The 23154-nt window shown below is 67.0% G+C and carries 23 protein-coding genes; 9 read left to right on the top strand and 14 right to left on the bottom strand.

All coding sequences use genetic code 11. The features are described 5' to 3' along the window. Nucleotides 1-8 precede the first annotated feature (8 nt). From WG921_RS12715 to ectA, 3 genes are read right to left on the bottom strand one after another with little or no spacing between them, the layout of a single operon-like run. Nucleotides 9-392, bottom strand: a complete 384-nt coding sequence (locus tag WG921_RS12715) for an ectoine synthase (RefSeq protein WP_340109610.1) — start codon at nt 390-392, stop codon at nt 9-11. Between the two features lie 4 nt (nt 393-396). Then, nucleotides 397-1683 (bottom strand): diaminobutyrate--2-oxoglutarate transaminase, encoded by a 1287-nt coding sequence (gene ectB / locus WG921_RS12710; protein ID WP_340109609.1) that lies wholly within the window; start codon nt 1681-1683, stop codon nt 397-399. Between the two features lie 41 nt (nt 1684-1724). Next, a complete protein-coding gene (ectA, locus tag WG921_RS12705) occupies nt 1725-2264 on the bottom strand; it encodes a diaminobutyrate acetyltransferase (RefSeq protein ID WP_340109608.1) in 540 nt (179 codons plus the stop codon). A 259-nt stretch (nt 2265-2523) separates the two neighbouring features. Between ectA and WG921_RS12700 the strand changes: the two genes are divergently transcribed. Next, the gene (locus tag WG921_RS12700) at nt 2524-3024 is read left to right on the top strand and encodes a MarR family winged helix-turn-helix transcriptional regulator (protein ID WP_340109607.1); all 501 of its coding nucleotides are present in this window, start codon (nt 2524-2526) and stop codon (nt 3022-3024) included. 57 nt (nt 3025-3081) lie between these two features. Here the strand turns inward: WG921_RS12700 and WG921_RS12695 are convergent, their stop codons facing one another. The 5 genes from WG921_RS12695 to WG921_RS12675 form a co-directional block, all read right to left on the bottom strand. Next, entirely contained in the window at nt 3082-3882 is an 801-nt protein-coding gene (locus WG921_RS12695; protein ID WP_340109606.1) for a phytanoyl-CoA dioxygenase family protein, read from the bottom strand. Between the two features lie 262 nt (nt 3883-4144). Beyond that, a complete protein-coding gene (locus WG921_RS12690) occupies nt 4145-5635 on the bottom strand; it encodes an AMP-binding protein (RefSeq protein WP_340109605.1) in 1491 nt (496 codons plus the stop codon). Further along, complete coding sequence (locus WG921_RS12685) at nt 5632-6132, bottom strand: GNAT family N-acetyltransferase (protein WP_340109604.1); 501 nt, start codon at nt 6130-6132, stop codon at nt 5632-5634. Before WG921_RS12685 ends, WG921_RS12690 begins: the two co-directional genes overlap by 4 nt. Beyond that, complete coding sequence (locus WG921_RS12680) at nt 6129-6419, bottom strand: acyl carrier protein (protein WP_340109603.1); 291 nt, start codon at nt 6417-6419, stop codon at nt 6129-6131. The genes WG921_RS12685 and WG921_RS12680 overlap by 4 nt, the downstream gene beginning before the upstream one ends. Next, a complete protein-coding gene (locus tag WG921_RS12675; protein WP_340109602.1) occupies nt 6416-6772 on the bottom strand; it encodes an acyltransferase in 357 nt (118 codons plus the stop codon). Before WG921_RS12675 ends, WG921_RS12680 begins: the two co-directional genes overlap by 4 nt. A gap of 555 nt (nt 6773-7327) precedes the next feature. Here WG921_RS12675 and WG921_RS12670 point away from each other — a divergent pair. Continuing rightward, nucleotides 7328-7729, top strand: a complete 402-nt coding sequence (locus WG921_RS12670) for an acyltransferase (protein WP_340109601.1) — start codon at nt 7328-7330, stop codon at nt 7727-7729. Between the two features lie 46 nt (nt 7730-7775). On the opposite strand, the gene WG921_RS12665 is transcribed toward WG921_RS12670, so the two are convergent. The 3 genes from WG921_RS12665 to WG921_RS12655 form a co-directional block, all read right to left on the bottom strand. Next, nucleotides 7776-9116, bottom strand: a complete 1341-nt coding sequence (locus WG921_RS12665) for an O-antigen ligase family protein (RefSeq protein WP_340109600.1) — start codon at nt 9114-9116, stop codon at nt 7776-7778. 248 nt (nt 9117-9364) lie between these two features. Continuing rightward, entirely contained in the window at nt 9365-10597 is a 1233-nt protein-coding gene (locus WG921_RS12660; RefSeq protein WP_340109599.1) for an HlyD family secretion protein, read from the bottom strand. Then, a complete protein-coding gene (locus tag WG921_RS12655; protein WP_340109598.1) occupies nt 10594-11058 on the bottom strand; it encodes a hypothetical protein in 465 nt (154 codons plus the stop codon). Before WG921_RS12655 ends, WG921_RS12660 begins: the two co-directional genes overlap by 4 nt. Nucleotides 11059-11391: 333 nt before the next feature. On the opposite strand from WG921_RS12655, the gene WG921_RS12650 reads away from it, so the two are divergent. The 3 genes from WG921_RS12650 to WG921_RS12640 all read left to right on the top strand — a co-directional run bounded on the left by WG921_RS12650 (nt 11392) and on the right by WG921_RS12640 (nt 15088). Beyond that, on the top strand, nt 11392-12522 hold the full coding sequence (locus tag WG921_RS12650) for a patatin-like phospholipase family protein (RefSeq protein WP_340109597.1): 1131 nt from the start codon (nt 11392-11394) through the stop codon (nt 12520-12522). Nucleotides 12523-12585: 63 nt separating this feature from the next. Next, entirely contained in the window at nt 12586-13368 is a 783-nt protein-coding gene (locus WG921_RS12645) for a 3-hydroxybutyrate dehydrogenase (protein WP_340109596.1), read from the top strand. A gap of 79 nt (nt 13369-13447) precedes the next feature. Beyond that, complete coding sequence (locus WG921_RS12640) at nt 13448-15088, top strand: MFS transporter (RefSeq protein WP_340109595.1); 1641 nt, start codon at nt 13448-13450, stop codon at nt 15086-15088. Between the two features lie 18 nt (nt 15089-15106). On the opposite strand, the gene WG921_RS12635 is transcribed toward WG921_RS12640, so the two are convergent. Both WG921_RS12635 and WG921_RS12630 read right to left on the bottom strand, forming a co-directional pair. Beyond that, nucleotides 15107-15604, bottom strand: a complete 498-nt coding sequence (locus WG921_RS12635; protein ID WP_340109594.1) for a MaoC family dehydratase — start codon at nt 15602-15604, stop codon at nt 15107-15109. Further along, nucleotides 15601-16761, bottom strand: a complete 1161-nt coding sequence (locus tag WG921_RS12630; RefSeq protein ID WP_340109593.1) for a CaiB/BaiF CoA transferase family protein — start codon at nt 16759-16761, stop codon at nt 15601-15603. Before WG921_RS12630 ends, WG921_RS12635 begins: the two co-directional genes overlap by 4 nt. A gap of 209 nt (nt 16762-16970) precedes the next feature. On the opposite strand from WG921_RS12630, the gene WG921_RS12625 reads away from it, so the two are divergent. From WG921_RS12625 to WG921_RS12610, 4 genes are all read left to right on the top strand, one after another. Next, the gene (locus WG921_RS12625; RefSeq protein WP_340109592.1) at nt 16971-18047 is read left to right on the top strand and encodes a type 2 periplasmic-binding domain-containing protein; all 1077 of its coding nucleotides are present in this window, start codon (nt 16971-16973) and stop codon (nt 18045-18047) included. 99 nt (nt 18048-18146) lie between these two features. Beyond that, nucleotides 18147-18755 (top strand): TRAP transporter small permease, encoded by a 609-nt coding sequence (locus tag WG921_RS12620; RefSeq protein ID WP_340109591.1) that lies wholly within the window; start codon nt 18147-18149, stop codon nt 18753-18755. Nucleotides 18756-18838: 83 nt separating this feature from the next. Beyond that, nucleotides 18839-20161 carry a TRAP transporter large permease gene (locus WG921_RS12615; RefSeq protein WP_340109641.1) on the top strand — a complete coding sequence of 441 codons (1323 nt, stop codon included), beginning with the start codon at nt 18839-18841 and terminating at the stop codon, nt 20159-20161. Nucleotides 20162-20175: 14 nt separating this feature from the next. Then, nucleotides 20176-21339, top strand: a complete 1164-nt coding sequence (locus WG921_RS12610) for an acyl-CoA dehydrogenase family protein (protein WP_340109590.1) — start codon at nt 20176-20178, stop codon at nt 21337-21339. Between the two features lie 18 nt (nt 21340-21357). On the opposite strand, the gene WG921_RS12605 is transcribed toward WG921_RS12610, so the two are convergent. Continuing rightward, nucleotides 21358-23151 carry a TRAP transporter permease gene (locus tag WG921_RS12605; RefSeq protein WP_340109589.1) on the bottom strand — a complete coding sequence of 598 codons (1794 nt, stop codon included), beginning with the start codon at nt 23149-23151 and terminating at the stop codon, nt 21358-21360. Between the last annotated feature and the right edge of the window lie 3 nt (nt 23152-23154).

Raw genomic sequence — 23154 nt, 5'->3', positions numbered from 1 at the left:
TGCGGCCTTCAGTCGGCGGCGGCGTAGGAGCCGTCCGCCTGGTGGACCTCGTTTCCGGTGACGGGCGGGTTGAAGCAGCACGCCATCACCAGCTCCTCCTCGGCGCGGAGCGTGTGCTTGTCATGCTGGTCCAGCGCATACATCACCCCGGGCCGGATCGCGTGGGTCTCGTTGGCGGCGAGATCGGTGATCGAGCCCTTGCCGGAGATGCAATAGACGCTCTCGAAATGGTTCTTGTAGTGGAACGTGTGCTCGGAGCCGGCTTCGAGAACAGTGATGTGGAACGAGAATCCCATCTTGTCGTCGGCCAGCAGCATCCGGATGGATTTCCACTTCGCGTCGCTGACGCATTTGTCGGTGTTCTTGAGCTTTTCGAAATCGCGAACGATCATGGGGTTACTCCGCTGCAATGCTGATGGCGGCGCAGGCGCGCGCCGCGCTTTCGAGGGTGTCGAGCCCGGCCTTGAACTGGGCCATGGGGATGGTGAGGGGCGCGAGAACCTTGACCACCTCGTCGTCGGCGCCGGAGGTCTCGATCACCAGCCCGCGGGTGAAGGCCTCCGCGCAGATCGCGCGGGCGAGTTCGCCCGAGCCGACATCGACGCCCTGCATCATGCCGCGCCCCTTCAGCTTTGAGCCGGGGATCATGTCGGCGATGCGCCGAAGCCGCTCGGTCAGGACCTCCGCCTTCGCGGCGATCTCGTCCTTGAGGGCGTCATCGGCCCAGAATTTCTCCAGCGCGACCTTCGCGGTGACGAACGCGTGGGTGTTGCCGCGGAACGTGCCGTTGTGCTCGGCCGGCTTCCAGACGTCGATCTCGGGCTTCAGCAGCATCAGCGCGAAGGGCAGGCCGAAGCCGGAGAGCGATTTGGCCATGGTGATCATGTCCGGCTCGACATCCATGCCGTCGAAGCTGAAGAAGCTCCCGGCGCGGCCGATTCCGGCCTGGATGTCGTCGACGATCAGCTTCGCCCCGTGTTTTCTGGCGAGGCGGGCGACGCCCTCGACCCAGCGGCGCGAGGCGACGTTGAGCCCGCCCTCGCCCTGCACCAGTTCGAGGATGAAGGCGGCGGGCGCGTCGACGCCGCTGGAGCCGTTGTCGAGCATGAATTCGATCTGCGCGAGCGTGTCCACGTCGTCGCCGAGCGCGCCCTCGAAGGGGAGATGGGTCACGCCGGTCAGCGGCGCGCCGGCGCCGGCGCGCTTGCCCGAATTGCCGGTGAGCGACAGCGCGCCCAGCGTCATGCCGTGAAAGGCGTTGGTGAAGGCGATGATGTTGGTGCGCCCGGTGACCTTCCGGGCCAGCTTGATCGCCGCCTCGACGGCGTTGGCGCCGGTCGGGCCGGTCATCATCACCTTGTGATCCATGCCGCGCGGGGCGAGGATCAGGCGCTCGAACGCTTCGAGGAACTCGGCCTTGGGCGCGGTGTACATGTCCAGCGCGTGGGTGATGCCGTCCCCGGCCATGTAGGCCATGAGGGCCGCCTTCATGTCCGGGTCGTTGTGGCCGTAGTTCAGCGACGAGCAGCCGGCGAGAAAGTCGGTGTAGGAGCGGCCCTTCGCGTCATGGAGGGTCGCGCCGACCGCGCGGGTGAAGACCGTGTCGAAATTGCGGCAATAGCTCCGCACTTCGGATTCGCGGCGCTCAAAGATGGCGGTGTCGGCTGAAATCTCAGTCGTCATGTCAGTTCCTTCGATTTTGGTTCAGGCCCGGGGGGAGGGGCTCAGGCCGCCGACTCGAGCGCGCCGGACGCGGGCAGGCTGATCGTCACCATGTGCTCGGTGGCGTGCTCGCCCTGAAAATGCGTGTCGCGCTCGAAATGGGCCTCATGGTCCAGTTCGGCGTCCTGCGCGTCCGCGAAGCTGCGGAAAAGCGCCCAGCTGGCGTCGTTGTCCCGGGTGATCGTGGTCTGCATCTTGGAGACGCCCGCGCAAACGTCGCGCGCCAGAAGCCGCGTCAGCATCCGCTTCGCCAGCCCCAGACCACGCGCGTTCGCAGAGACGGCGACCTGCCAGACGAAGAACGTCTCGGGGTCGTTCGGCAGGACATAGCCCGAAATCCAGCCGACCGGGGCGCCGCCAAGCTCGGCCAGAATGCAGGTGTCGCGGAAATGATCGCACTGGATCAGATTGCAATACATGGAATTCTCGTCGAGCGGCTTGCAGGACCTGATCAGCTCCCAGATGGACGCGCCGTCTTCGGCGTCCGGCTTGCGGAACCGAACGTCGTCTCGGCGCGAATTGATTTGGCGGATGTCGGACACGGGTACCCTTGCGGCTGTTTCGTTTGCACAGATAGATATACTCACTCACGGTAGAAAATCAATTAGGCTAATTAATTCGGCTCTGTGGATTATTTTACCGAGGAAAATTAATGGTTTAGCGTATCGCATGGCGTAGCAGAATCGAGGGTGCGCACAGGTTTTTCGGCGTTAATAAATAGTTAAGCTAATCATTTTTCCGCCTTGCCCTCGCCTCGGGAGGCGGTAAGCTGGCCTCCGCATCTGCCGCAGGGGGTCGCGCGTGGACCGCACTGATATCTCCCTCATCGCGCTGCGCCGTATTCTGCGCGCCACCGAGCTTTATGGACGCGAGCTGGCGCGCAAGGCGGGGCTGACTCCGGTGCAGATCCGGGTGCTTCAGGTCGTGCTGAGCCATGACTGCGTGACGCCGAAACAGATTTCCGTGCAGATGGGCGTGAGCCAGGCGACGATCTCCACGCTGCTGGATCGGCTGGCGGCGAAGTCGATGATCCGGCGGGAGCGCTCGAAAGTCGACCGCCGCCAGATCAACATCGCGCTGACCGATCAGGGCCGCGAGACCATCGAAGGCGCGCCTGATCCGCTTCAGCAGAAATACGTCCGGCAATTCGAGGCGCTCGCCGATTGGGAGCAGGCGATGATCGTGGCCGCGCTCGAGCGGGTGGCGGCGATGCTCGACGCGTCGGATATCGACGCCTCGCCCCTGCTCGACATGGGCGAGATCCAGCGGAACCCCCCGTCGGACCCGCCGCCGCTCGAGTGACGGCGAGGATCCGGCCGGCGCGGCGGAGCCCCGCGCTATCCGGGGCCGGCGCCTATTCTATTCCGCGGCCCGGGCGTGTCGGCGCGCGTAGTCCGCCAGCGCGTCGTCGGCGCAGGCTTCGATCGGCGTGAAGTCCCGATGCGCGATCCATTCCGGGCGCGTGGGTGTGCGGATGTGGTTCGAGACGGCGTTCAGCGTCAGATAGACGATCTTGCGCGGGAACGGCGTGATGTTCCCCGATGAGCCATGGACGAGATTGCCGTGGAACATCAGGACGCCGCCCGCCTTGCCGGTCGGCGCGACGAGGCCGCCCTCGTCGACAAGCCTCTCCACCGTGTCGTTGTCGAGCGTCCAGAGCGGATAGCTCGTGGTCGAGGTGTCGTGGCCGGCGTCGAGCACGCCGTGCCTGTGGCTCTTCGGGATCAGCATCAGCGGCCCGTTGAACGGGAACACCTCGTCGAGGAAGATCGAGATGTTCATCGCCCGAGGTTCGGGCATGCCGTCGTCCCGCCGCCAGGTGCCGTAATCCTGGTGCCATTGCCATACGTCGCCGGCGAACTTCGCCTTCGCGTTCACCTTGTACTGATGCATGTAGACCTTCTCGCCGAACACCTGTTCGATCGGCTCGATCAGCCGCGGGTGACGGCCGACGACGCCGAACGCCTCGCTGTAGAGATGCGCCGCGAACGCCGTGCGCGGCGCGCCGGAGGTCTCGCGCCAGACCTCCTCGCGCTCCTCCGCGTAGATCTTCTCGCCCTCTTCGCGCAGCACCGCGACCTCCTCGGGAGAGAAACATTCGGGCAGGAAGATCCAGCCCTCTTCGTCGAACCGCTTCAGCTGGTCATCGGTGAGTTTCATGGTCGTCTCCTGCCTGATCGGGCGTCTTCGGAACGTGGATCCGCGCCGGGATCCACCGCGGCCGATCGGCGTGGGCCTAGGCCGTTCAGGGCCGGCGCGGCCTCCGGGCGTTCGGGCGCGGCGCTCTGCTTCACGCCGCATGCCTCGGAGCGCCGCCCCATGGTCCGGGCGGCGATGATCGGTTTCTGAAAGTCAGAATTCGCCGCGAGGGCGCGGATGTCAACGCATGACGCGCGCGCGCCGGGGGGAGCGCGCGGCGCGGCTACGCGGGCTTCGTCAGCGTGCGGGCGAGCGCCTTCCGGTCTATCTTCCCGCTCGGCGTCGTCGGCATGCAGTCGAGCGCGATGATCTTTCGCGGCGTCATGTAGGCGGGCAGAAACCGCCGGCACTTCCGGCGGATCTCGCTCGCCGGCGTCTCGGAGCCGACCACGAAGGCGACGACATGGTCGGGGGCGGCGGACGGCCACGGAATGGCGGCGACCTCAAGCGCGCCGGAGACGTCGCGGCAGACCGCGTCGATCTCCAGAAGTTCGACACGGTATCCGTTGATCTTCACCTGATCGTCGATCCGGCCGTTGAAGAGATAGCCGTGCTCCGCGCTCCGGGTGACGAGATCGCCGGAGCGATAGAAGCGCACGCCGTCCTCGTCGGTGAAAAACCGGGTCTCGTTCAATTCCGGATTGTTGACGTATCCCGGCGTCACCTGCGAGCCGCCGAGAAGCAGCTCGCCGGCTTCTCCGCCGCCGTCGATGGCGCAGCGCTGATCGCCGATCGGCGCGCCGAGAGGAACGACGGTCAGCCCGTCGAGCCGGTCCGGCGGCGTGAACTCGTAGGCGGTGAAGGCGATCGTCGCCTCGGTCGGCCCGTAGGTGTTCCAGAGCCGGGCGCCCGGCGCCGCCGCCGCGAAACGCCGCGCCAGCGCCACCGGCAACGGCTCGCCGCAGAAAAGCGCGGTTCGGAGCCCGCCGAGCGCGCCGGGTTCGAGTTGGCCCAGCCGCCCGCAGAACGCCGCCAGCGACGGCACCGAGAACCAGCTGGTGATGCGCCGCTCGGCGATGAATTCGACGATCTCCATGTTCCGCTCGCGCGGCGCTATGTTGAGTTGGGCGCCGGCGAGGAAGGTGACGAAGATGTCGTGGGCGGATAGATCGAACGAGAGATCGAAAAAATGCGTCGCGCGATCTTCCGGCGTCAGATCGGCGATCGGCGCGACGCCGTCGATATAGGCGCCGACATTCGCGTCGAGCACGCGGACGCCCTTGGGGGCTCCGGTCGTCCCTGAGGTGAACAGGGTGTAGAGCGCCTGATCGCCGCTCTCATCCGGAGCGGGCGCGTTCGGCGCGCCGCCATGCGCCGCGACCTCGCCCTCGTCGCTGAGGAGCAGAACGTCGCCGGGGAGCGCCGCCATCAGCTCGCGCCCGCCCGCCAGCGTCTCCGGCGCGGCGATGATGGCGCGCGGCCTTTCCAGCCGGCAGATGTCTTCGAGGCGCTGTCTGGGCAGAATGGGATTGAGCGGCAGATACCGCCGGCCGGAGAGCGCCACGGCGAGAACTCCGGTCAGCGACGCGAGGTCGCGCTGGCCATGAATGCCGATGGCGCCGCCCGGCGCGAGGCGCGCATCCATGGCCTCGGCGAGGCGCCGCGCGCGGCTGAAGAGCGCGTCATAGGTCAACTCCGCGCCGTCGGCCCAGAGCGCGGGCCGCCCGGCGTGACGCTCGGCCGAGGCGAGAAGACGATCCCGAAAGTCGCTCATTCCCGGTCGCTCCGCTCAAGAATGACGACGTTGTCGAGGAAGCCGGATTTGCGCCAGAACGCGCGGGCGGCCTCATTCTCCGCGAGCACACGGGCCTGAAGGCGCTCGGCGCCCGCCTCGTTGAGCGCGCCGAGGGCGCTCTCCAGCAGGCGCGCCGCCGCCCCGGCTCCACGGAGAGCGGGGGAGACGTATATCTCCTCGATGGAGCCGATGGAGGTTCTGGTCATTCCCGGCGCGATGCGAAGTTGCGCCAGGAGATAGCCTTCGACCTCTCCGGAGCGGGTTGCGACGAAACAGAACTGGCGGCGGTTCCCGATCATCCGCGCCGTCGATTTCTCCAAGCTGGCGGCCGGGTCGACGGGGATATCCAGCAGACCGGCCTCGACCTGCGTCTGAAAGAAGGCGCGGCGGAGCGAGAGGAGGCGGTCGATATCCGCCTCCTCCGCGGCGCGGATCCCGGCGGAGCGCGCCGGGCCGGCCTCTGGCGCGGCGTTCATCTTGAGCCGATCAACCGGGAGACGATCCTGACCACCGCCGGGAAGGTGGTCATCCCGGCCACTTCGTCATCGGGAATGGCGATGTCGTATTTCTCTTCGATCGCCGCAACCAGATACATATGCGCCGCGGAATCCCATTCGGGCGCGACGTTGTATTGCAGATCGTCCGTCACCAGCGCCGGGTCCATCGCGAGTTCATCTGCGAAGATCCCTCTCAACCCCTCGGCGGCGCTCATCTCGTTCGCCATGCGATCCTCCAGCGGCTCATCGTTTCTTCGGTCGATCATTTCTTGCCATCCCAGTTGCGGATGCCCCATGGTCCCAGCGTCAGACCCTTTTCGATGACGCGGGCGGGGTTGCCGGCCGCAAGCGAGCCGGAGGGAATATCGCGCATCACGAGGCTGAGGGGCGCGATGATGCAATTGTCTCCGATGCGGACTCCTGCGACCACGACGACCTTGGCCCCAAGATGGCAGTTCTTCCCGATCCAGGTGTCGGCGTGCCTGGAGCCGACAAAATCATGGGAGAGAATGAGCGTGCCCGGTCCGATGCCGGTAAAATCGCCGATATGCATGCCTTTCGGATTGGTCTTGTCGAGTTTGGCGCTCATGGCGATGCGCACATCTTCGCCGATGTCCATGCCCCATACGGTGCGAAAAACCCACAATCTACCTTTGATGACATGATTTCGAACAAGAGTGCGAATTCTCGCTAAGGTTGGAATCGCCAATTTAATTCACCTCACATGAATAACCTAGCATTATTAAAATAGGATATTTCATATGAATGTTCAAGGCGAAAGAAAATGGGAATCTATTGTATATTTATACTACCGTAAAGCGAGTATTTACGTAAGGTGAACTACCTCTATGCGATATGGGCGCTGAATCGTTTCAGATATGCGCGATTACGTGTTCGAGTTTGCGTCGTGTCGTCTGACGGCGCTCTGCTTTGCGGGATGCGATCCGCGAGCGTACTGTCTGAAACCGAAGGGAAATGGCGGTTGTCGGACGCTCTGCGCCAATCTAGACTCGGCGCTTCCTGATCAACCGCGATGGGCGGACGGCCGCCCTGACTCATCTTCCACTCCGCCACCGAGAGCGACATGAGCCTTTTCACCCCGAGAGCGATCAGAACGCGGCTAAGCCGAATCCTCACGAAGCTCATAAGCCTGTACTACCGAAAAGTCTGGGGAATGAATATCGGCGCGGGGACGAAGATTTCGTCTCAGGCGAAGCTCGACAAGACGAACCCAAAGGGGATCAACATAGGCGAATATTCCTATGTGACGTTCGGATGCGCCATATTATCTCACGACATGTGCAGAAGAACGCATTTTGATACGGTGATCGGCGATAATTGTTTCATAGGCTGCCATTCCGTCGTGATGCCGGGCGTGACCATCGGGGACAACTGCATCATCGGCGCCGGCAGCCTGGTGGCGACGGACATTCCGCCGCGGAGCATCGCCGTCGGGAACCCCGCGCGGGTGATCCGCCGGAACATCATGACCTCGGCCTGGGGCGTCCTGATCGAACGGGGCGAGCCGGCGCCGGACGGCGACGCCGCGCGGCCGGTCCCGCCGGACGCGGCCTGAAGGCCGCGGGCCGAAAGACGGGCGCGCCCGGCCGCCACGCCTTCGCCTAGAGGACGGTTCGCTTTTTCGCGGCGGTCGGCGCGCCGCCCTCCCGCGCCGCCGCTTCGCTCTCCGGGCTCATGTCTCCGATGACGGCGCGCCGCCTGGCCGGGGCGGGAGGCGCGGCCTTCGCCGTCTCCTCATCCGCGACATCGAAGAAGAAGCCCGAGGCGCCGAAAATCATGAAGGCGACGGACAGGAGCTCGCCCCAGATCGCCACCGTCGCGAGGGTGAAGGAGATGCTCACCAGCATGATGTTGTAAGCGACCCGCGCGTCATGAAGCTGGCCGCCCGGACGGGCGTGACGCGCGGCGCGGAACATGATGTTCAAGAAAAGGCCCGCGAAGAAGACGAAGGCCGGCACGCCGTACACCAGCGCCGTCATCAGCCAGAAATTGTCGATGCTGTCGCTCATCCAGTGCGGGAGTTCCCACCGGTTGTAGCCGACGCCGAATATCGGCGTCCGCGCAATCTGCGCCAGGCCGTATTCCAGAAGGTTCTGGCGATAATACGCCGTGCCCACGTTCAGAGAGACGCGTGTGATGATCGCAAGATAGGCGGGCCGGTCCGAAAGCAGATCGAGGATCACATACAGGGCGACGCCGCATCCGATCAGGCGCAGCCATTTGTTCTTCATGTTGCGAAACATGTGATCGTAACCGATCAGGGCCATCTGTATCACCAGCGCCAGAACCGCGCCGGACGAGACCGAGAAGAACGCCGTGAAGGCGACAAGGCCGGAGACCAGGGCGCGGCGCAGGAGGGAGATGCTGCGCCGGAAGGTCACGAAATAGAGCGCGAACCCCAGTGAGCAATAGAGCCCGAAGTGGATCGGGTGCGTGAAAACGACCTGCGCCCGGTCGAGCCCGAGGCGGCGCTCGTAATTCACATCCGCGAAGCTTTGCAGGCCCAGGCTGCGGATGAATTCGGCGATGACGAACTGTGACGTGATCGATTCATAAACCGCGAACGGAAGCATCAACACGATCGTCAGGACGTAGAACCGCACGAAAGCCTGAAAATCGGCCAGCGAACGGATCGACGCGCGCCCGACCAGATAGCCGCCGAACAGCAGGGTCGCGTGCAATCCGACAAACGTGAGCGCCTGATTGAAGTTGTTCACGATCATCGAGATCGTGAACCAGATGAAAAAGAGAAAGGTCAGGATGTCGGACAGACGGAGCCGGCCATAGGCCCCCGACAGAAGCTGAATGAACAGATACGGAGTGACGATCAGAAAGAAGATGCGGGACGGCGTCAGCAGCAACGATCCGACATAGAATTGCACCGGAATCAGAAGCGAAACCAACGCGATCTTCATCAGAGGATGCAAGCTTCTCGTGGTCATTTACCAGCTTCCTCGTCCCCAGCGTCCACGTATCACATCCGCCCGGCGCGCCCCGAAACCCTCTCGCCGAGCAGCGGCTGAAGATAGGCGGATGTCTTTAACACTTTCACCCCGTTCCGCAAACGCGCGATCGGGGCGGGCGGCGCCGGCGTTCGGACCCGCCGAGGGGCGGGCGCCGGCGGGGAAAGATCGCCCATGCGGGGGCCCGCTCACGCCCGCTCCGGGCGCTGTGGAGACCTCCGGCGGCGTCAATGGCCCGAGAGGACCAGCGTCCGCACCGGCAGCAGCAGCGCCTGAATCCGCATGACCGCCGCATGCACGACCGCCGTCGCGTCGACGGCGTGGTAGAAGATCCATGAGCCCCAGCCGATATCGCCTTCCTCCAGCTCGTCCTGGAAGCTCGAATAGCCGTTGGCGAGGCACTTGCTGCCCGGCGGCACGTCGTCGGCGCCGCCGGGATAGAGCGGCTCCATCGCGACCGTCAGCGTCCCCGGCCGGGCGAATTGCGGCGCGTCCACCAGCGTGTCGGAGGGCCGGAACTGCCCCGAGGCGATCACGCTCTGCACCGACGTGACAACGACGGGGATGATCGAAAACGGTTTGGAAAAGCACGTGATCTCGCCGACCATGCCCGGCTTGATCACCTGCGCGGAGACCTGATCGAAGCCGGCCTGGAACACTCCGACGCCCGATCCCTTCGGCACGAGGATGCCCGCCGGCCGCAAGATCGGGCTGACATAATCTCCGGGCTGGAGCTGGAACTGCTGGACGACGCCGGCGACGCCGGCGGTGACCAGCGTCTTGTCGAGCGCCACCTGCGCCTGCTCCAGCGCCGATTGCGCGGTCGCCTTCTGCGCCGGCAGCAGCGTCGAAATCTTGGTCTCGATCGCCGTGCGGTTGGATTCGGCCACGGACAGGGAGGCTTCCCGGCCCGCGGCGAGGTTCTGCAGGCGCGTGACCTCCTGTTCGCTCACGACCGAGGAATTGCGCTCGCGCAGCGCGAGCTTGCGATCGAGCTCCTCGGTCGCCTCCTTGAGGGCGCTGCGCGCCTGTTCGACCGCGCCTTTGGCGGCGGCGAGCTCGGATTGCGCCATCACCATCGCGGCGTCGATCTCGGCGATCTGCGCCTTGGAGGTCTCGTAGGCCGCCCGCGGCAGCGAGTCGTCGAGGCGGAACAGCGGCGCGCCGGCCTCCACGTCCTGCCGGTTCTTGATATACACTTCCGCGACCCGCCCGCCGGCTTCCGGCAGGATCGTCACGGTGCGGAAGGCCGATGTGACGCGGTCCGTCGAGGGGTGGAAATAGAAGATCATGGTCAGGAGCGACACGGTCAGCACGGCGCAGCCGGTCAACCCCCAGCGCAACTCGTACCAGATGCTGAACAGGGTCAGCTCCTGGCCCCAGCGTTTGCCCTGAATCCGACGGCGGTAGAGGTAATCCGGCAGGATGGTGACGAGCGAGCAGAGGAGAAGCTCAATCATTGCGGTTTCTCCTCGAGGCGCCCGTGCGTGGCCGCGACAGGTTCTTCCGCGGCGGCGACCGGCTTCTCCGGCTCCTCCGGCTCATCGGCCGGCGCGGTTTCAGGCGGCTCGTCCGCGCTTGGCGGCGCCAGCGCCCGCAGGGACCGCGCGATCGAATTCAACGGCGCGCTGAAATCGGGCAATTCGACAGCGGCGATGAGCAACGCCAGGATCCAGAAGACATTGTTGTGGGTGAACAGCGCGATCAGGGCGAGGACGCCGATCAGATGCAGCTGCGTGCTGTTGGCGTGCTTGGCCATGTGCTCGGGCAGCGCGTGCAATTTGAAATAGAAGTTGCCCAGCGTCAGAATCAACAACACCATGGCGATGGTCATGTTGACGAAAAGACGATCTGTTTCCCCCGGAGCGACGATAAAAAACGGCAGATGCTGCGGCGCAAGATCATGGGCGATGGAGTTCATATGGGGTTCCGCTATTGCGTTCCGGTCTCAAGGCCCCGCGGGTATGACTTGGCGGGGCCGCTATGGGCGTGGGCACGATACCGGCGAAATCCCTGAGACGCCACATTTTGTTATGTAGATATATGCGGATATGGGGCCGTGCGGCGTGAGCGCCCGGGGCGCCGGCGCCCCCGGAATCGGCGCCGCGCCCATGAAAGCCCGCGCGCGGCGGGGCCGTTTGCGGCCGGCGGGGCGCGAAACCTTTCAGGGATGTAAGGGACGGGCGAGCGGCGTGTCTGGCGGGGCGCCTATCTTCTCCTCGATCGGCGGCGGACGCCGAGGAAGGAGCGGTCGATGCCCGGGATGGAACAGGTCGTATTGGTGCTTCAGGGCGGCGGCGCGCTCGGCGCCTATCAGGCCGGCGCGTTTCAGGAGCTGTTCGAGCGCGACGTGGCGGTGGATTGGGTCAGCGGCATCTCGATCGGGGCGATCAACGCCGCGATCATCTGTGGAAATCCGCCGGACCGGCGGAGCGGCCGCCTCAGGCGTTTCTGGGAAAAGGTGAGCTCCGGGCTGGCTTTCGCGCCCTGGACGGAGGGCTGGAGAGTTCGGAGCGCGTTCACGGAGCTCGCCGCCGCGACCGTGATGGCGACCGGCGCTCCCGGCTTCTTCAGGCCGCGGCCGCCGACGGCCTTCTCGCCCTTCGGGCGGGCGCAGGCGCTGAGCGTTTATGACACCGCGCCGCTGGAGGAGACGCTTCGCGAGCTTGTCGATTTCGACTATCTGAACGCGGAGGGGCCGAGGATCAGCATCGCCGCGGTCGATGTCGAGACCGGCAATTTCGCGAATTTCGACAGCCGCAAGATCCGGATCGACGCCCGCCATGTCATGGCCAGCGGCGCCTTGCCGCCGGGGTTTCCGCCGGTCGAGATTGACGGGCGCTCCTATTGGGATGGCGGGCTTCTGTCCAACACGCCGCTCCAATATGTGATGGAGAACGCGGGCGCCGAGCCGCTCTGCATCTTCCAGATCGACCTTTTCAGCGCCCGCGGCGCCCGGCCCGAGAACCTCGCCGACGTGCGCCAGCGCGAAAAGGATATCCGCTTCTCAAGCCGGACGCGCCTCACCACGGACCGGTACCGGCAACTGCACGCCATCCGGGCGGCGGCGGACCGGCTCGCGGAGAAACTGCCCGAGGCGCTGCGCGCGGACCCGGATCTGGCGGTGTTGCGCGCGGCGGGGCCGGGCTGCCCGATAACGCTGGCGCATCTGATCCACCGGAGGGAGGGATTCGAGAGCGACGCGAAGGATTATGAATTCTCCCGGATCTCGATGACCGAACACTGGAGCGCGGGCGCCGCCGATGTGCGGCGCACCCTCGAGCACGCCAGATTCAAGGCCCGGAAGATCGGCCGGGACGGGCTTCAGGTCTTCGACCTCGGCGGAACCCGCAGGAATGAGAGGGACGCGAAACCCGCCCCCTGAACGCCCGATCCCGCCGGCGCGCCGGGCGGCGCGCGCACACCCCCATTTGAAAGGATCCGAACCATGAACCTGAAAGACAAGGTCTGCATCATCACCGGCGCCGCCAGCGGCATCGGGCGCGGAGTCGCGAAGCGGTTCGTCGCGGACGGCGCCAGGGTCGCCATCGCCGATTTGAGGCTCGACGCCGCGCAGGAGACGGCGGACGCGCTGACGGCCAAAGGCCCCGGCGAGGCGATGGCCGTCGAGATGAACGTGACCGACGAGGGCGGCGTCAACGCCGGCGTCGACGCGGTGGTGAAAAAATGGGGCGGGATCGACGTGCTCCTCTCCAACGCCGGAATCCAGATCGTGCATCCGGTGCAGGATTTTCCCTTCGATGAATGGAAGAAGCTGCTGGCCATCCATCTGGACGGCGCGTTCCTGACCTCGAAGGCGTGTCTGCCGCATATGTACAAGGCGGGCTCCGGGGCGATCATCTTCATGGGGTCGGTCCACTCCATGGAGGCCTCGCCGCTGAAATCCGCCTATGTGACCGCAAAGCACGGGCTTCTCGGGCTGGCGCGGGTGATCTCGAAAGAGGGGGCGGCGCATGGGGTGCGGGCCAATGTGATCTGCCCCGGATTCGTCAGGACGCCGCTGGTCGAGAAGCAGATCCCGAAGCAGGCCAAGGATCTCGGCGTCTCCGAGGAGGAGGTCGTGAACAAGGTGATGCTGGGCGAGACCGTCGATCAGGAATTCACGACGATCGAGGACGTGGCCGAGATCGCCCATGTCTTCGCCGCCTTTCCGACCAACGCCCTGACCGGGCAATCGCTGGTCGTCAGCCATGGCTGGCGCATGGACTGAGCGGTCGCGCGAATGGTTGCAGTCTGCGAGGCGATGGGCATGATGCCTTTTCGCGAGAAGCAGCCTTGGCGGAGCGGGGATGGAAGCACTGAGGCAGGAGCGTCCGTCGTCGCTTGCGCCCTTTCGCCACGGCGTCTTCACGTCGATATGGACCGCGAGCATCGCGTCGAATTTCGGCGGCTTGATCCAGGGGGTCGGCGCGGCGTGGCTGATGACCTCGATTTCCGATTCGGCCGGCATGGTCGCGCTGGTTCAGGCGTCGAGCACGCTGCCGATCATGCTGTTCTCGCTGACCTCGGGCGCGATCGCCGACAGTTTCGACCGGCGCAAGGTGATGCTCACCGCGCAGATCTTCATGCTTGTGGTCTCGGCGGCGCTGACCGCGACCGCGTGGTTCGGCCTGATCACGCCCTGGCTCCTGCTTACCTTCACCTTTCTGATCGGCGCCGGCATCGCGCTCAACAACCCGTCCTGGCAGGCGACGGTGGGCGACATCGTGCCGAAGGCGGATCTGCCGGCGGCCGTGCTTCTGAACAGCGTCAGCTTCAACATGACGCGAAGCGTCGGGCCGGCGGTCGGCGGGGCGATCGTCGCCGCAGGCGGCGCCGCGGCGGCGTTCGCGGTGAACACGGTCAGTTATCTCGCGCTGATCATGGTTCTCCTGCGTTGGCGTTCGCCGCCGATCGAGAGCGATCTGCCGCGTGAGCGGCTGGGCGCCGCGGTGGCGACGGGGCTGCGCTATGTCGCGATGTCCCCCAATCTCGCCAAGGTCATGCTGCGCGGGTTTCTCTTCGGGTTGACGACGATCGTGGTGCTGGCGCTCCTGCCGCTCGTCGCGCGCGATCTCGTCGGGGGCGGGGCGCTCACCTATGGCGCGCTGCTCGGCGCGTTCGGCGTGGGCGCCGTCGGCGGCGCCTTCATCAGCCCCCATCTGCGCGAGCGGCTGTCGAGCGAAAACGTGATCCGGCTCGGCTTCGGCGCCTTCGCCATCACCGCCGTCGCGACCGGCGTCGCCGGGAACGTCTGGGTGATCAGCGGCGCGTTGATGGTCGGCGGCGCGGCCTGGGTGATCTCGCTTTCGCTTTTCAACGTCACGGTGCAGCTGTCGACGCCGCGCTGGGTGGTGGGGCGCGCGCTCTCGCTCTACCAGATGGCGGTGTTCGGCGGCATGGCCCTCGGCAGCTGGGTCTGGGGCGCGCTGGCCGAGGCGCAAGGGGTCGAGATCGCGCTGCTGGCCGCCGCGGCGGCGATGCTGGTCGGGGCGGCGTCCGGGCTCCTCGTTCCGGTGCCGGGGCGGGCGGAGCTCGACCTCGATCCCTTGAACACCTGGACGCGGCCCGCCGTCGAGATCGACGTTCAGCCGCGGAGCGGGCCGATCTCGATCTCGATCGAATATCTGATCGATCCGGAGACGGTCTCCGAGTTTCTCAACGCGATGAACGAGCGCGAGCGGATCCGGCGCCGCGACGGCGCGCGGCGCTGGGTGCTGATGCGCGACATCGAGGATCCGCGGCGGTGGGTCGAGACCTACAACATCCCGACATGGGTCGAGTATATCCGCTACAACCAGCGCCCGACCATGGCGGACGCCGTCGTCGGCGCGCGGATCCGGGCGCTTCACACCGGGTCCGCGCCGCCGGTCGTGCACCGGATGATCTTCCGGCAGACCACCCGGCGCGAGGCGAGTCCGGCGCCGCGCGCCCCGCTCGACATTCATTGAAGCCGGGGCGCGGCGTCGTCAGCCGGCGGCGTCGGCCTTCGCCGCTTCGCGTCGGAGCAGGTATTTGTGCCAGCCGTCGAGGACGAGCGCGCCGTCCTGATTGTGGACGGTGATCTCGCAGGTCATCACGCCCGTCGTCCGCTGCGCCTTCATCTCCGAGATGACGAGGCGCGGATAGAGCGTGTCCCCCGCGTAGACCGCTTTCAGGAATCGCGAGGACTGCTCGATGAAGCCGATCAGCGACGGCCCCATCATCTGCGGCAGCACGCTGGCGCCGGCGCAGGTCTGGATCAGCACCTGATAGCCGTGGGCGAGAGGATCCCGATGCCCCTCCGCCGCGCAGTAATGGCGATCGTAATGGATCGGGTGATTGTCTCCGGAGGCGGTCTGGAACGCGGCGAAGAGCGCGTCCGTCATCGTCCGCGAGGGGATGTAGAAGACCTCCCCGACCTTGAAGTCATCGAACCAGCGCGGCTCGCAGAAGCGATAGGAAAGGGGGTCGATCGGGTCCGTCATGGGCCCTCCATGTCGATGTCGATGTCGATGTCGAGGTGAAATTCCCGCGCGAGGCGGGCGGTGTCGGCGCCGAGGCCCGGCGGCGGCGCGGCGAAGGCGGCGCGGCCGGGCGTGCGCGCCACCGGCGGCGCGGCGCCCATGATCCCGGTCTCCGGCGCCGCCTCGGTCGCGCGCACCTGCGGATCGGCGAGCCATGCGGCGTGATCGTTCACCGGGCCGGCCATGATCCCGAGCGCGGTGAGCTCCGCGGTCCAGTCCGCGACGGCGCGCGTCGCGAGCCGCGCCGCGACCTTGTCCCTCAGCGTGTCGAGATTGGCCGCGCGCGCCGCGAAATCGGCGAAGCGCGGATCGCCCGCCAGCGCGTCGAGCCCGAGCGCGCCGCGAAGCGCCGCCCAATGCGGCTCGGTCACCAGCGTGATCGCCATCCAGCCGTCCGCGGCCCGATAGATCCCGGCCGGGGCGTTCAGCGCCGGCGCCGCCCGCCCGTCCGAGAGCGCGGCTTCCATGATCTTCGGCGCCTGAAGCGCCGCCGCCGCCTGAATCAGCGAGATGTCGAGATGGCGCGCGGGGCGCGGGGCGCCGCCGGGCGCCGGCCAGAGCGCGGCCATCGCCGCCTGAACCGCGTAAAGCCCGGTGACCGCGTCGATCACGGGGGTCTGCAGCTTGCGCGGCGCGCCGTCGTCGGCGCGGTTGATGCTCATCAGCCCCGAAAACGCCTGCGCGTAGGTGTCGGACAGCGGCCAGGAAGCCTTCGGCCCGGAGAGGCCGTAGCCCGAGATCGAGAGATAGACGACGCCGGGATTGAGCGCGCGCACCGCCTCGAAGCCGAGGCCGAGCTTCGCCATCGCCCCGGGGCGCGCGCTCTCGATCAGCACGTCCGCGCGCGCCGCGAGAGAGAGCGCCGCGGCGAGGGCGCGCGGGGTCTTCAGGTCGAGCAGGAGACTCTCCTTGCCCCGATTGTAATAGAGCGACGAGGCGGAGACGCCGCCGACGCCCGCGCCGAGCGCGCGCATCCAGTCGCCGCGGGGCGGCTCCACCTTGATGACGCGGGCGCCCTGCTCGGCCAGCAACATGCCGCAATAGGGCCCGGCGATGCCTTGGGAGAGATCGAGGACGAGCCGCCCTCCGAGCGGTTTCGGGTCGCTCGCCGCGCTCATGTCCATGGCTCTCTCTCCCGCCGCGTCCGCTTCCGATCCGCACCATAGGCCGGCGGGCGCCCGGCGCAAGCGACGCCGCGCGGCGCGCGTCCCGGCGGTTGACACGCGCCGGCATTGGGCGGACTAATTACGCTTACGCCATTTGCGCTGCTCGGCGGCGCAAGGGGGGCCGCAAGAGCTTCCCGGCCAAAAAACATAGGGGAGATATCATGTTCGGATCCGCAATCGGGAAGCTCTCTTCGACGCGCTCCTTCGGCCGCCGCGGCGCGACCGGGCTCGTCGGGGCCGCGTTGCTCGGGCTGCTGTTCGCGCCGGCGCCGGCGCCGGCCGCGGAGGTCGACGGCCCGGAGGTGTTCTGGAAGCTTTCGACCTGGGGGAATTCGCGCGCCATGACCCGGGGCGTCGAATTCGTCTCCGAACAGCTGAAGGAGAAGACGGACGGCAAGTTCGTGCTGCGGATCTTCTATGGCGAGCAGCTCTCCAAGGCGAAGGAGAATCTCGACGGGTTGAAGGCCAACGCCTTCGAGATGGCGATGTTCTGCAATTTCTATCACCCGGGGAAGAACCCGGCGCTGATGGTGATGACGATGCCGTTCCTGCCGGTCACCGATTTCGACGACGCGCTGCGGGTGCGCCGCGGGCTCTACGAGGATCCGATCCTCGTCGAGGAGATGGCGCAGTGGAACGCCATGTATTACGACACCTCCAACCTGCCGCAATATGAGTTCCTCGGCCGCGGCGAGCCGCCGATGAAGCTGGAGCAGTGGGACGGGCTGAGGGTGCGCGCCGGCGGCGGCATCGGCCTCGCCATGGAGAAGCTCGGCGCCATTCGCCAGTCGATGCCCGCGCCGGAGGTCTACACCGCGCTTCAACGCGGGACGGTGGACGCGGCGTCGTTCCCGTACACATATTCCCACGCGTCCTACAAGATCGACGAGGTCGCCGACTGGTTCACCTCGAACCTGTCGCCGGGCACGTCGGATTGCCCGATCGTCATCAACAAGACCGCCTATGCGGCGCTGCCGGAGCAGTATCAGGATCTCCTCTGGAGCCTCCGCGACGACATGGCGGAGGTCTATCGTGAGGCCTACGCCTCGTCCGACGCCGTGAATCTGCCGCGGTTTCGCGAGGAGATGACCGAGATCGTCTATGACGAAGAGACGCGGGCCGCCTTCCGCAAGCTGGCCGGCGAGCCGGTCTGGAATGAATGGGTCGAGCAGAACAAGGCCGATTTCGACGCGCAGGAAGTGCTCGACCGCGCCATTTCGCTCGCCACAGGTGAATGAGCGCTTGCGGAGGCGACGACAGGCCGGCCGCGACCCGCGCCGGAGGGGTCTCTTCGGGCGGCCGGGGCCGGCTTCCGAGGGCCGTGACGGGCGGGTGAAATGACGGGAGGCGCCGGGCGCGCGCCGGACGAGGCGGGAGCGGACAGCGCGCTCGGGCGGTTCTCGCGGCTGGTCGGGCGGTTCGAGGACGGGCTCAACGTCCTCGCCGCCGCGACCATCTTCCTGATCATGATCGGCACGACCGTCGGCATCGCGTCGCGGCTGGCCGGCTGGCCGATCCCGGGCTTTCTCGATGTCTCGGAGCAGGCCATCGCGGTCTTCGCCTTTCTCGGCGCCGCCTATGCGCAGCGGCTCGGCGCGCATATCCGGATGGAGCTCGGCGTCGGCGCGCTTCGCGGCCGTCTGCGCTGGCTCACGGAGGCGCTGGCCAGCGCTCTCGCGCTTCTGCTCGTGCTGGTCCTGATCCGCTATTCCTGGGATTTCTTCCTGAACGCCTACCTGATCGGGGACAGCACCGTGGATTACGAGATTCCGACCTGGCCCGCGAAGCTGCTCGTGCCGATCGCGTTCACGATCTGGGCGCTCCGCCTCGCCATCGAGGTGGCGGGCTTCCTGCGGCTGGCGATCTGGCCCGGGGCCGCGCCGGTCGCGGTGCCGATCACGCCGACGGTCGCCGAACAGGCGCAGCATGAGATTCGCGGGCTATGAGCGTCTCGGCCCTCATCGCCGGCCAGCCCGAAGCGATCTTCGGCCTCGGCTATCAGAACCCGACGCTGGTCGGAATCTATTGCATGGGGCTTTTGCTCCTCTTCGTTCTCGCGGGGGTGCGGGTGGTGTTCGCCGCCAGCATCGTCGGGCTGATCGGGCTTGTGGAGCTGATCGGCTGGAGCGCGGCGGCGGCGACCGTGGGCTCGATCCCGTTCTCGAAATCGGTCTCCTTCGTGCTCGGCCTGCTGCCGATGTTCATCCTGATCGGCTATCTCGCGTTTTACGCCGGCATGACGCGCCAGCTCTTTCACGCCGCCAAGGTCTGGCTCGGCTGGGTGCCGGGCGGGCTCGCCGTCTCGACGGTGTTCGCGGCGGCCGGCTTCGCCGCGGTCTCCGGCTCCTCCGTGGCGACGGCCGCGGTCTTCGCCCGCGTCGCCATCCCCGAGATGCTGAACGCGGGCTACAGCCGCCGGCTCGCCGCCGGCGTGGTGGCGGCCGGGGGCACGCTCGCGTCGCTGATCCCGCCTTCGGTGATCCTGGTGATCTATGCGATCATCGTCGAGGAATCGGTCGGCGCGCTGCTTCTCGCCGGCTTTCTTCCGGGGCTGTTCTCGGCCGTGGTCTACGCGGTGATCATCATCGGCTGGTCGTCGCTCCGCCCCGAAACCGGGCCGCCGATCCGGGGGTACAATCTCTCCGACCGGCTTCGGGCGCTGCCGGGGCTGCTGCCGATCGTCGCCGTCGTCGCCATCATCGTCAGCGCGATCTACGCCGGCTGGGCGACGCCGACCGAGGCGGGCGCGCTCGGCGCGTTCGTGGTCCTCGTGGTCGCGGTCGTCAACGGCATGCGGCTGAAGGCGTTGACGGACGCGCTGATGGAGACCTCGAAGCTCGTCGTGATGATCTTCTCGCTGATCTGGGGCGTGCTGATCTTCGGGCGGATGCTCGGCTTCTCCGGCCTGCCGGAGACGTTCGCGGAATGGATCCTCGGGTTCAGCGCCAGCCCCTATCTGATCCTCGGCGGCATCCTGATGGGCTATGTCGTGCTCGGCATGTTCATGGACGCGATCGGCCTCCTCCTGCTGACGCTTCCGGTGGTCTATCCGGCGGTGATCGCGCTGAATGGCGGCGCGTCGGTCGCGGCGGCGGACAGCGCCTTCGGCATGAGCGGCGCGCAATGCAGCGTCTGGTTCGGGATCATCGTCGTGAAGATGGCGGAGGTCTGCCTCATCACGCCGCCGATCGGGCTGAACTGCTTCGTGGTCAACGGGGTGCGGCCCGACATTCCGCTCTCGGACGTCTTCCGGGGCATCGCGCTGTTCTTCTTCGCCGACGCGGTGACCATCATTCTGCTGATCATGTTCCCGCAGATCATCACCTGGCTGCCCGACCTGATGCGGGCCTGAGCCGGAGGGAGCGAATGTTCGATCTGACCGAAGACCAGCTGGCGATCCGGGAGGCGATCCGGAAGCTGATGGCGCCGTTCGACGAAGCCTATTGGCGGGCCTGCGACGAGGAGCATCGCTTTCCCGATGAATTTCGCGCGGCGATGGCCGAGGGCGGCTGGCTCGGCGTCGCGATGCCGGAGGCTTACGGCGGCGCCGGGCTTGGGGTGCTCGAGGCGGTGGTGATGATGGAGGCGGTGGCGAACTCGCCCGGGGCCATGGCGGCGGCCTCGTCGATCCACATGAACATCTTCGGGCCCGAAGCGCTCAACCGGCACGGCACGGCGGCCCAGAAGGCGCGCTGGCTGCCGAAGATCGCGGCGGGCGAGCTGGTGGTCTGTTTCGGCGTCACCGAGCCCGACGCCGGGCTCGACACGACGCATATCAAGACGACGGCGCGGCGCACCGACACGGGATATGTGATCGACGGGCGCAAGATCTGGACCTCGACGGCGCAGCAGGCCGCCCGCGTGATCCTCCTGACCCGCACCACCCCGATCGAGGAGGTTGAAAAGCCGACCGACGGGATGACGCTCTTCTTCGCGCCGCTCGACCCCGCCCATGTCGAAATTCGCGAGATCGCCAAGATGGGCCGGCACGCGGTGAATTCGAACATGGTCTTCTACGACCAGCTTCCGGTCAGCGAGGAGGACCGGATCGGCGAGGAGGGGAAGGGCTTTCGCATCCTGCTCGACAGCCTGAATCCGGAGCGCTGCCTGGTCGCGGCGGAGGCGATCGGCGTCGGGCGCCACGCGCTCTCGCTCGCCACCGATTATGCGCGCGAGCGGGAGGTCTTCGGCCGGCCGATCGGGCGCAACCAGTCGATCCAGCATCCGCTGGCCGAAAGCCACATGAAGCTGGAGGCCGCCTGGCTGACGACGCTGCGCGCCGCCGCGTTGTTCGACGCCGGCGCGCCGTGCGGGATCGAGGCGAACAGCGCGAAATATCTCGCCGCCGAAGCCGGATACGAGGCGTGCGAGCGCGCCGTGCTGACCCATGGCGGCATGGGCTACGCGGCGGAATACGCGGTCGAGCGGTTCCTGCGCGAAATCTGGATCAACCGGCTCGCTCCGGTCAGCCAGCAGCTGATCCTCTGCCATGTGGCGGAACGCGCGCTCGGCCTGCCGAAAAGCTACTGACGGCGGGCGCGGGGCGCCTCACATCAACACCGGGCGGAACAGGATAAGAAGCCCCGCGGCGAGCATCGCCGCGCGGCGGGCCAGCCCGCCCGGCGCGATGAGCGCGCGCGATATCGCGGCGAGCCCGACCAGGATCTGCAGGGCGGCGAAAAGCGCGGCGACCGGCGCGGAGGCGAGCGCGATCAGCGCCGGATGAGCGATCATCGCCAGCGGGATCAGATAGAGCCCGATCCCCAGCGCCATCGCGGCGGCGGCGACCTTGAGCCAGTTTTCGCCGACCATGCCGGCGGCGATGAACACCGCGCCGCAGACCGGCGGCGTGATGGTGGAGAGAAGCGCGAACCAGAAGACGAAGAGATGCGCGGTGAGCGGCGGCAGGCCCAGCCCGATCAGCGCCGGCCCCGCGATCGAGACGCAGACGACATAGGCGGCCGTCGTCGGCACCTCCATTCCGAGGATGAGACAGGCGAGCGCGGTCAGCCCGAGCGCGGGCCAGAGCGCGCCGCCGGAGGCCGAAAGGATCAGCGAGGTGATCTTGATCCCGAGCCCGGTGATGGAGAGGACGCCGATGATGATCGAGGCGCAGAGGATGATCGAGGCGATCAGCGCCACCTGGCTTCCGGCGGCGCAACAGGCGCCGGCGAGCCGCGCGCCGAAGCGGCGAAGATCGACCCGGCCTTTCGAATCGACGAGAAGGAGCGCCGCCGCGGTCACGATCGCGATGGAGGCGGCGTATTGCGGCGTGAAGCCGCCGCCGCCGCCGAGAAACATGCCCCAGAGCAGAACGCCGAAGGGAACCGCGAAGAAAAGCGCGGTGATGGCGACCTCGCGCGGGGCCGCGCGCTCCGCCGCCGGCAGCGCGCGAAGTTCATGGCGGGCGGCGAAGGCGTCGATGCCGACCCAGACCGCCGCGAAGTAGAGCAGCGCGGGCAGAAGCGCCGCCGCCATGATCGCGGGGTAGGGCGTCCCGGTCAGCTCGACCATGACGAAGGCGCCCGCGCCCATCAGCGGCGGCATGATCTGGCCGCCGGAGGAGGCCACCGCCTCCACCGCGCCGGCGAAGGCGGGCGGGTAGCCGAGCCGGCGCATGGCCGGGAGAGTCACCGCGCCGGTCGAGGCGACATTGGCGGAGGCGGAGCCGGAGATCGAGCCGAACAGCGCCGAGGAGAGCACCGAGACCTTCGCCGCGCCGCCGGTGAGCCGCCCGGCGGCGGCGCTGGCGAGATTCATGAACCCCGCGCCCGCCTCGCCGGCGTTGAGGACGGCGCCGAAGATCACGAAGATCGCGACGATGGAGACCGAGATTCCGGTCAGCTGCCCCCAGATCCCGCCTTCGGCGATGGTCAGCGTGCCGAGGAAGCTGGCGAGCGGCGCGCCGGTGTGGCCGAACTCTCCGGGAATGAGATGGCCGAGCGTGCCGTAGCCGAGCGCGATGAGCGCGACCAGCGGCAGCGGCCAGCCGATGAACCGGCGCGCCATCTCGAGCACGGTGGCGAGGAGGATGACGGCGACCGCGATCTGGAACGGCCCTTCGAGAAAGCCGTATTGGTCGGACAGCCGGGCCTGGTTCAGCGCGACCCAGAGCGCGGCGAGAAGCCCCGGCAGGCCGATGAGCGCGCCCGCGATCCGCCCGGTCCGGCTTCGCGCCGTCAACACCATCGCGAAGGGCAGCGCCAGCGCCATGTGCAGCGGCCGGGCGATGAGATTGGGAACCAGCCCGGAAAAGACCAGCCAGAGATGAAAGCCGATGGACGCCGCCCCGAGCGCGACCCAGATCGGGTGGCGGCGCGGGGCGGGCTCGCCGTGCGTCAAGGC

Source organism: Paludibacillus litoralis, from assembly GCF_037646705.1.
GTDB classification, from domain to species: domain Bacteria; phylum Pseudomonadota; class Alphaproteobacteria; order Rhodobacterales; family Rhodobacteraceae; genus Pikeienuella; species Pikeienuella litoralis.
This window is presented reverse-complemented; position numbering and strand designations above follow the sequence as displayed.

What these genes read in the sequence shown, in the direction of transcription:
- WG921_RS12715 (WP_340109610.1), bottom strand. Translation starts at nt 392, where the DNA reads ATGATCGTTCGCGATTTCGAAAAGCTCAAGAACACCGACAAATGCGTC.
- ectB (WP_340109609.1), bottom strand. Translation starts at nt 1,683, where the DNA reads ATGACGACTGAGATTTCAGCCGACACCGCCATCTTTGAGCGCCGCGAA.
- WG921_RS12695 (WP_340109606.1), bottom strand. Translation starts at nt 3,882, where the DNA reads ATGAAACTCACCGATGACCAGCTGAAGCGGTTCGACGAAGAGGGCTGG.
- WG921_RS12690 (WP_340109605.1), bottom strand. Translation starts at nt 5,635, where the DNA reads ATGAGCGACTTTCGGGATCGTCTTCTCGCCTCGGCCGAGCGTCACGCC.
- WG921_RS12685 (WP_340109604.1), bottom strand. Translation starts at nt 6,132, where the DNA reads ATGAACGCCGCGCCAGAGGCCGGCCCGGCGCGCTCCGCCGGGATCCGC.
- WG921_RS12680 (WP_340109603.1), bottom strand. Translation starts at nt 6,419, where the DNA reads ATGATCGACCGAAGAAACGATGAGCCGCTGGAGGATCGCATGGCGAAC.
- WG921_RS12675 (WP_340109602.1), bottom strand. Translation starts at nt 6,772, where the DNA reads ATGGACATCGGCGAAGATGTGCGCATCGCCATGAGCGCCAAACTCGAC.
- WG921_RS12670 (WP_340109601.1), top strand. Translation starts at nt 7,328, where the DNA reads ATGAATATCGGCGCGGGGACGAAGATTTCGTCTCAGGCGAAGCTCGAC.
- WG921_RS12665 (WP_340109600.1), bottom strand. Translation starts at nt 9,116, where the DNA reads ATGACCACGAGAAGCTTGCATCCTCTGATGAAGATCGCGTTGGTTTCG.
- WG921_RS12660 (WP_340109599.1), bottom strand. Translation starts at nt 10,597, where the DNA reads ATGATTGAGCTTCTCCTCTGCTCGCTCGTCACCATCCTGCCGGATTAC.
- WG921_RS12655 (WP_340109598.1), bottom strand. Translation starts at nt 11,058, where the DNA reads ATGAACTCCATCGCCCATGATCTTGCGCCGCAGCATCTGCCGTTTTTT.
- WG921_RS12650 (WP_340109597.1), top strand. Translation starts at nt 11,392, where the DNA reads ATGCCCGGGATGGAACAGGTCGTATTGGTGCTTCAGGGCGGCGGCGCG.
- WG921_RS12645 (WP_340109596.1), top strand. Translation starts at nt 12,586, where the DNA reads ATGAACCTGAAAGACAAGGTCTGCATCATCACCGGCGCCGCCAGCGGC.
- WG921_RS12640 (WP_340109595.1), top strand. Translation starts at nt 13,448, where the DNA reads ATGGAAGCACTGAGGCAGGAGCGTCCGTCGTCGCTTGCGCCCTTTCGC.
- WG921_RS12635 (WP_340109594.1), bottom strand. Translation starts at nt 15,604, where the DNA reads ATGACGGACCCGATCGACCCCCTTTCCTATCGCTTCTGCGAGCCGCGC.
- WG921_RS12630 (WP_340109593.1), bottom strand. Translation starts at nt 16,761, where the DNA reads ATGAGCGCGGCGAGCGACCCGAAACCGCTCGGAGGGCGGCTCGTCCTC.
- WG921_RS12625 (WP_340109592.1), top strand. Translation starts at nt 16,971, where the DNA reads ATGTTCGGATCCGCAATCGGGAAGCTCTCTTCGACGCGCTCCTTCGGC.
- WG921_RS12620 (WP_340109591.1), top strand. Translation starts at nt 18,147, where the DNA reads ATGACGGGAGGCGCCGGGCGCGCGCCGGACGAGGCGGGAGCGGACAGC.
- WG921_RS12615 (WP_340109641.1), top strand. Translation starts at nt 18,839, where the DNA reads ATGGGGCTTTTGCTCCTCTTCGTTCTCGCGGGGGTGCGGGTGGTGTTC.
- WG921_RS12610 (WP_340109590.1), top strand. Translation starts at nt 20,176, where the DNA reads ATGTTCGATCTGACCGAAGACCAGCTGGCGATCCGGGAGGCGATCCGG.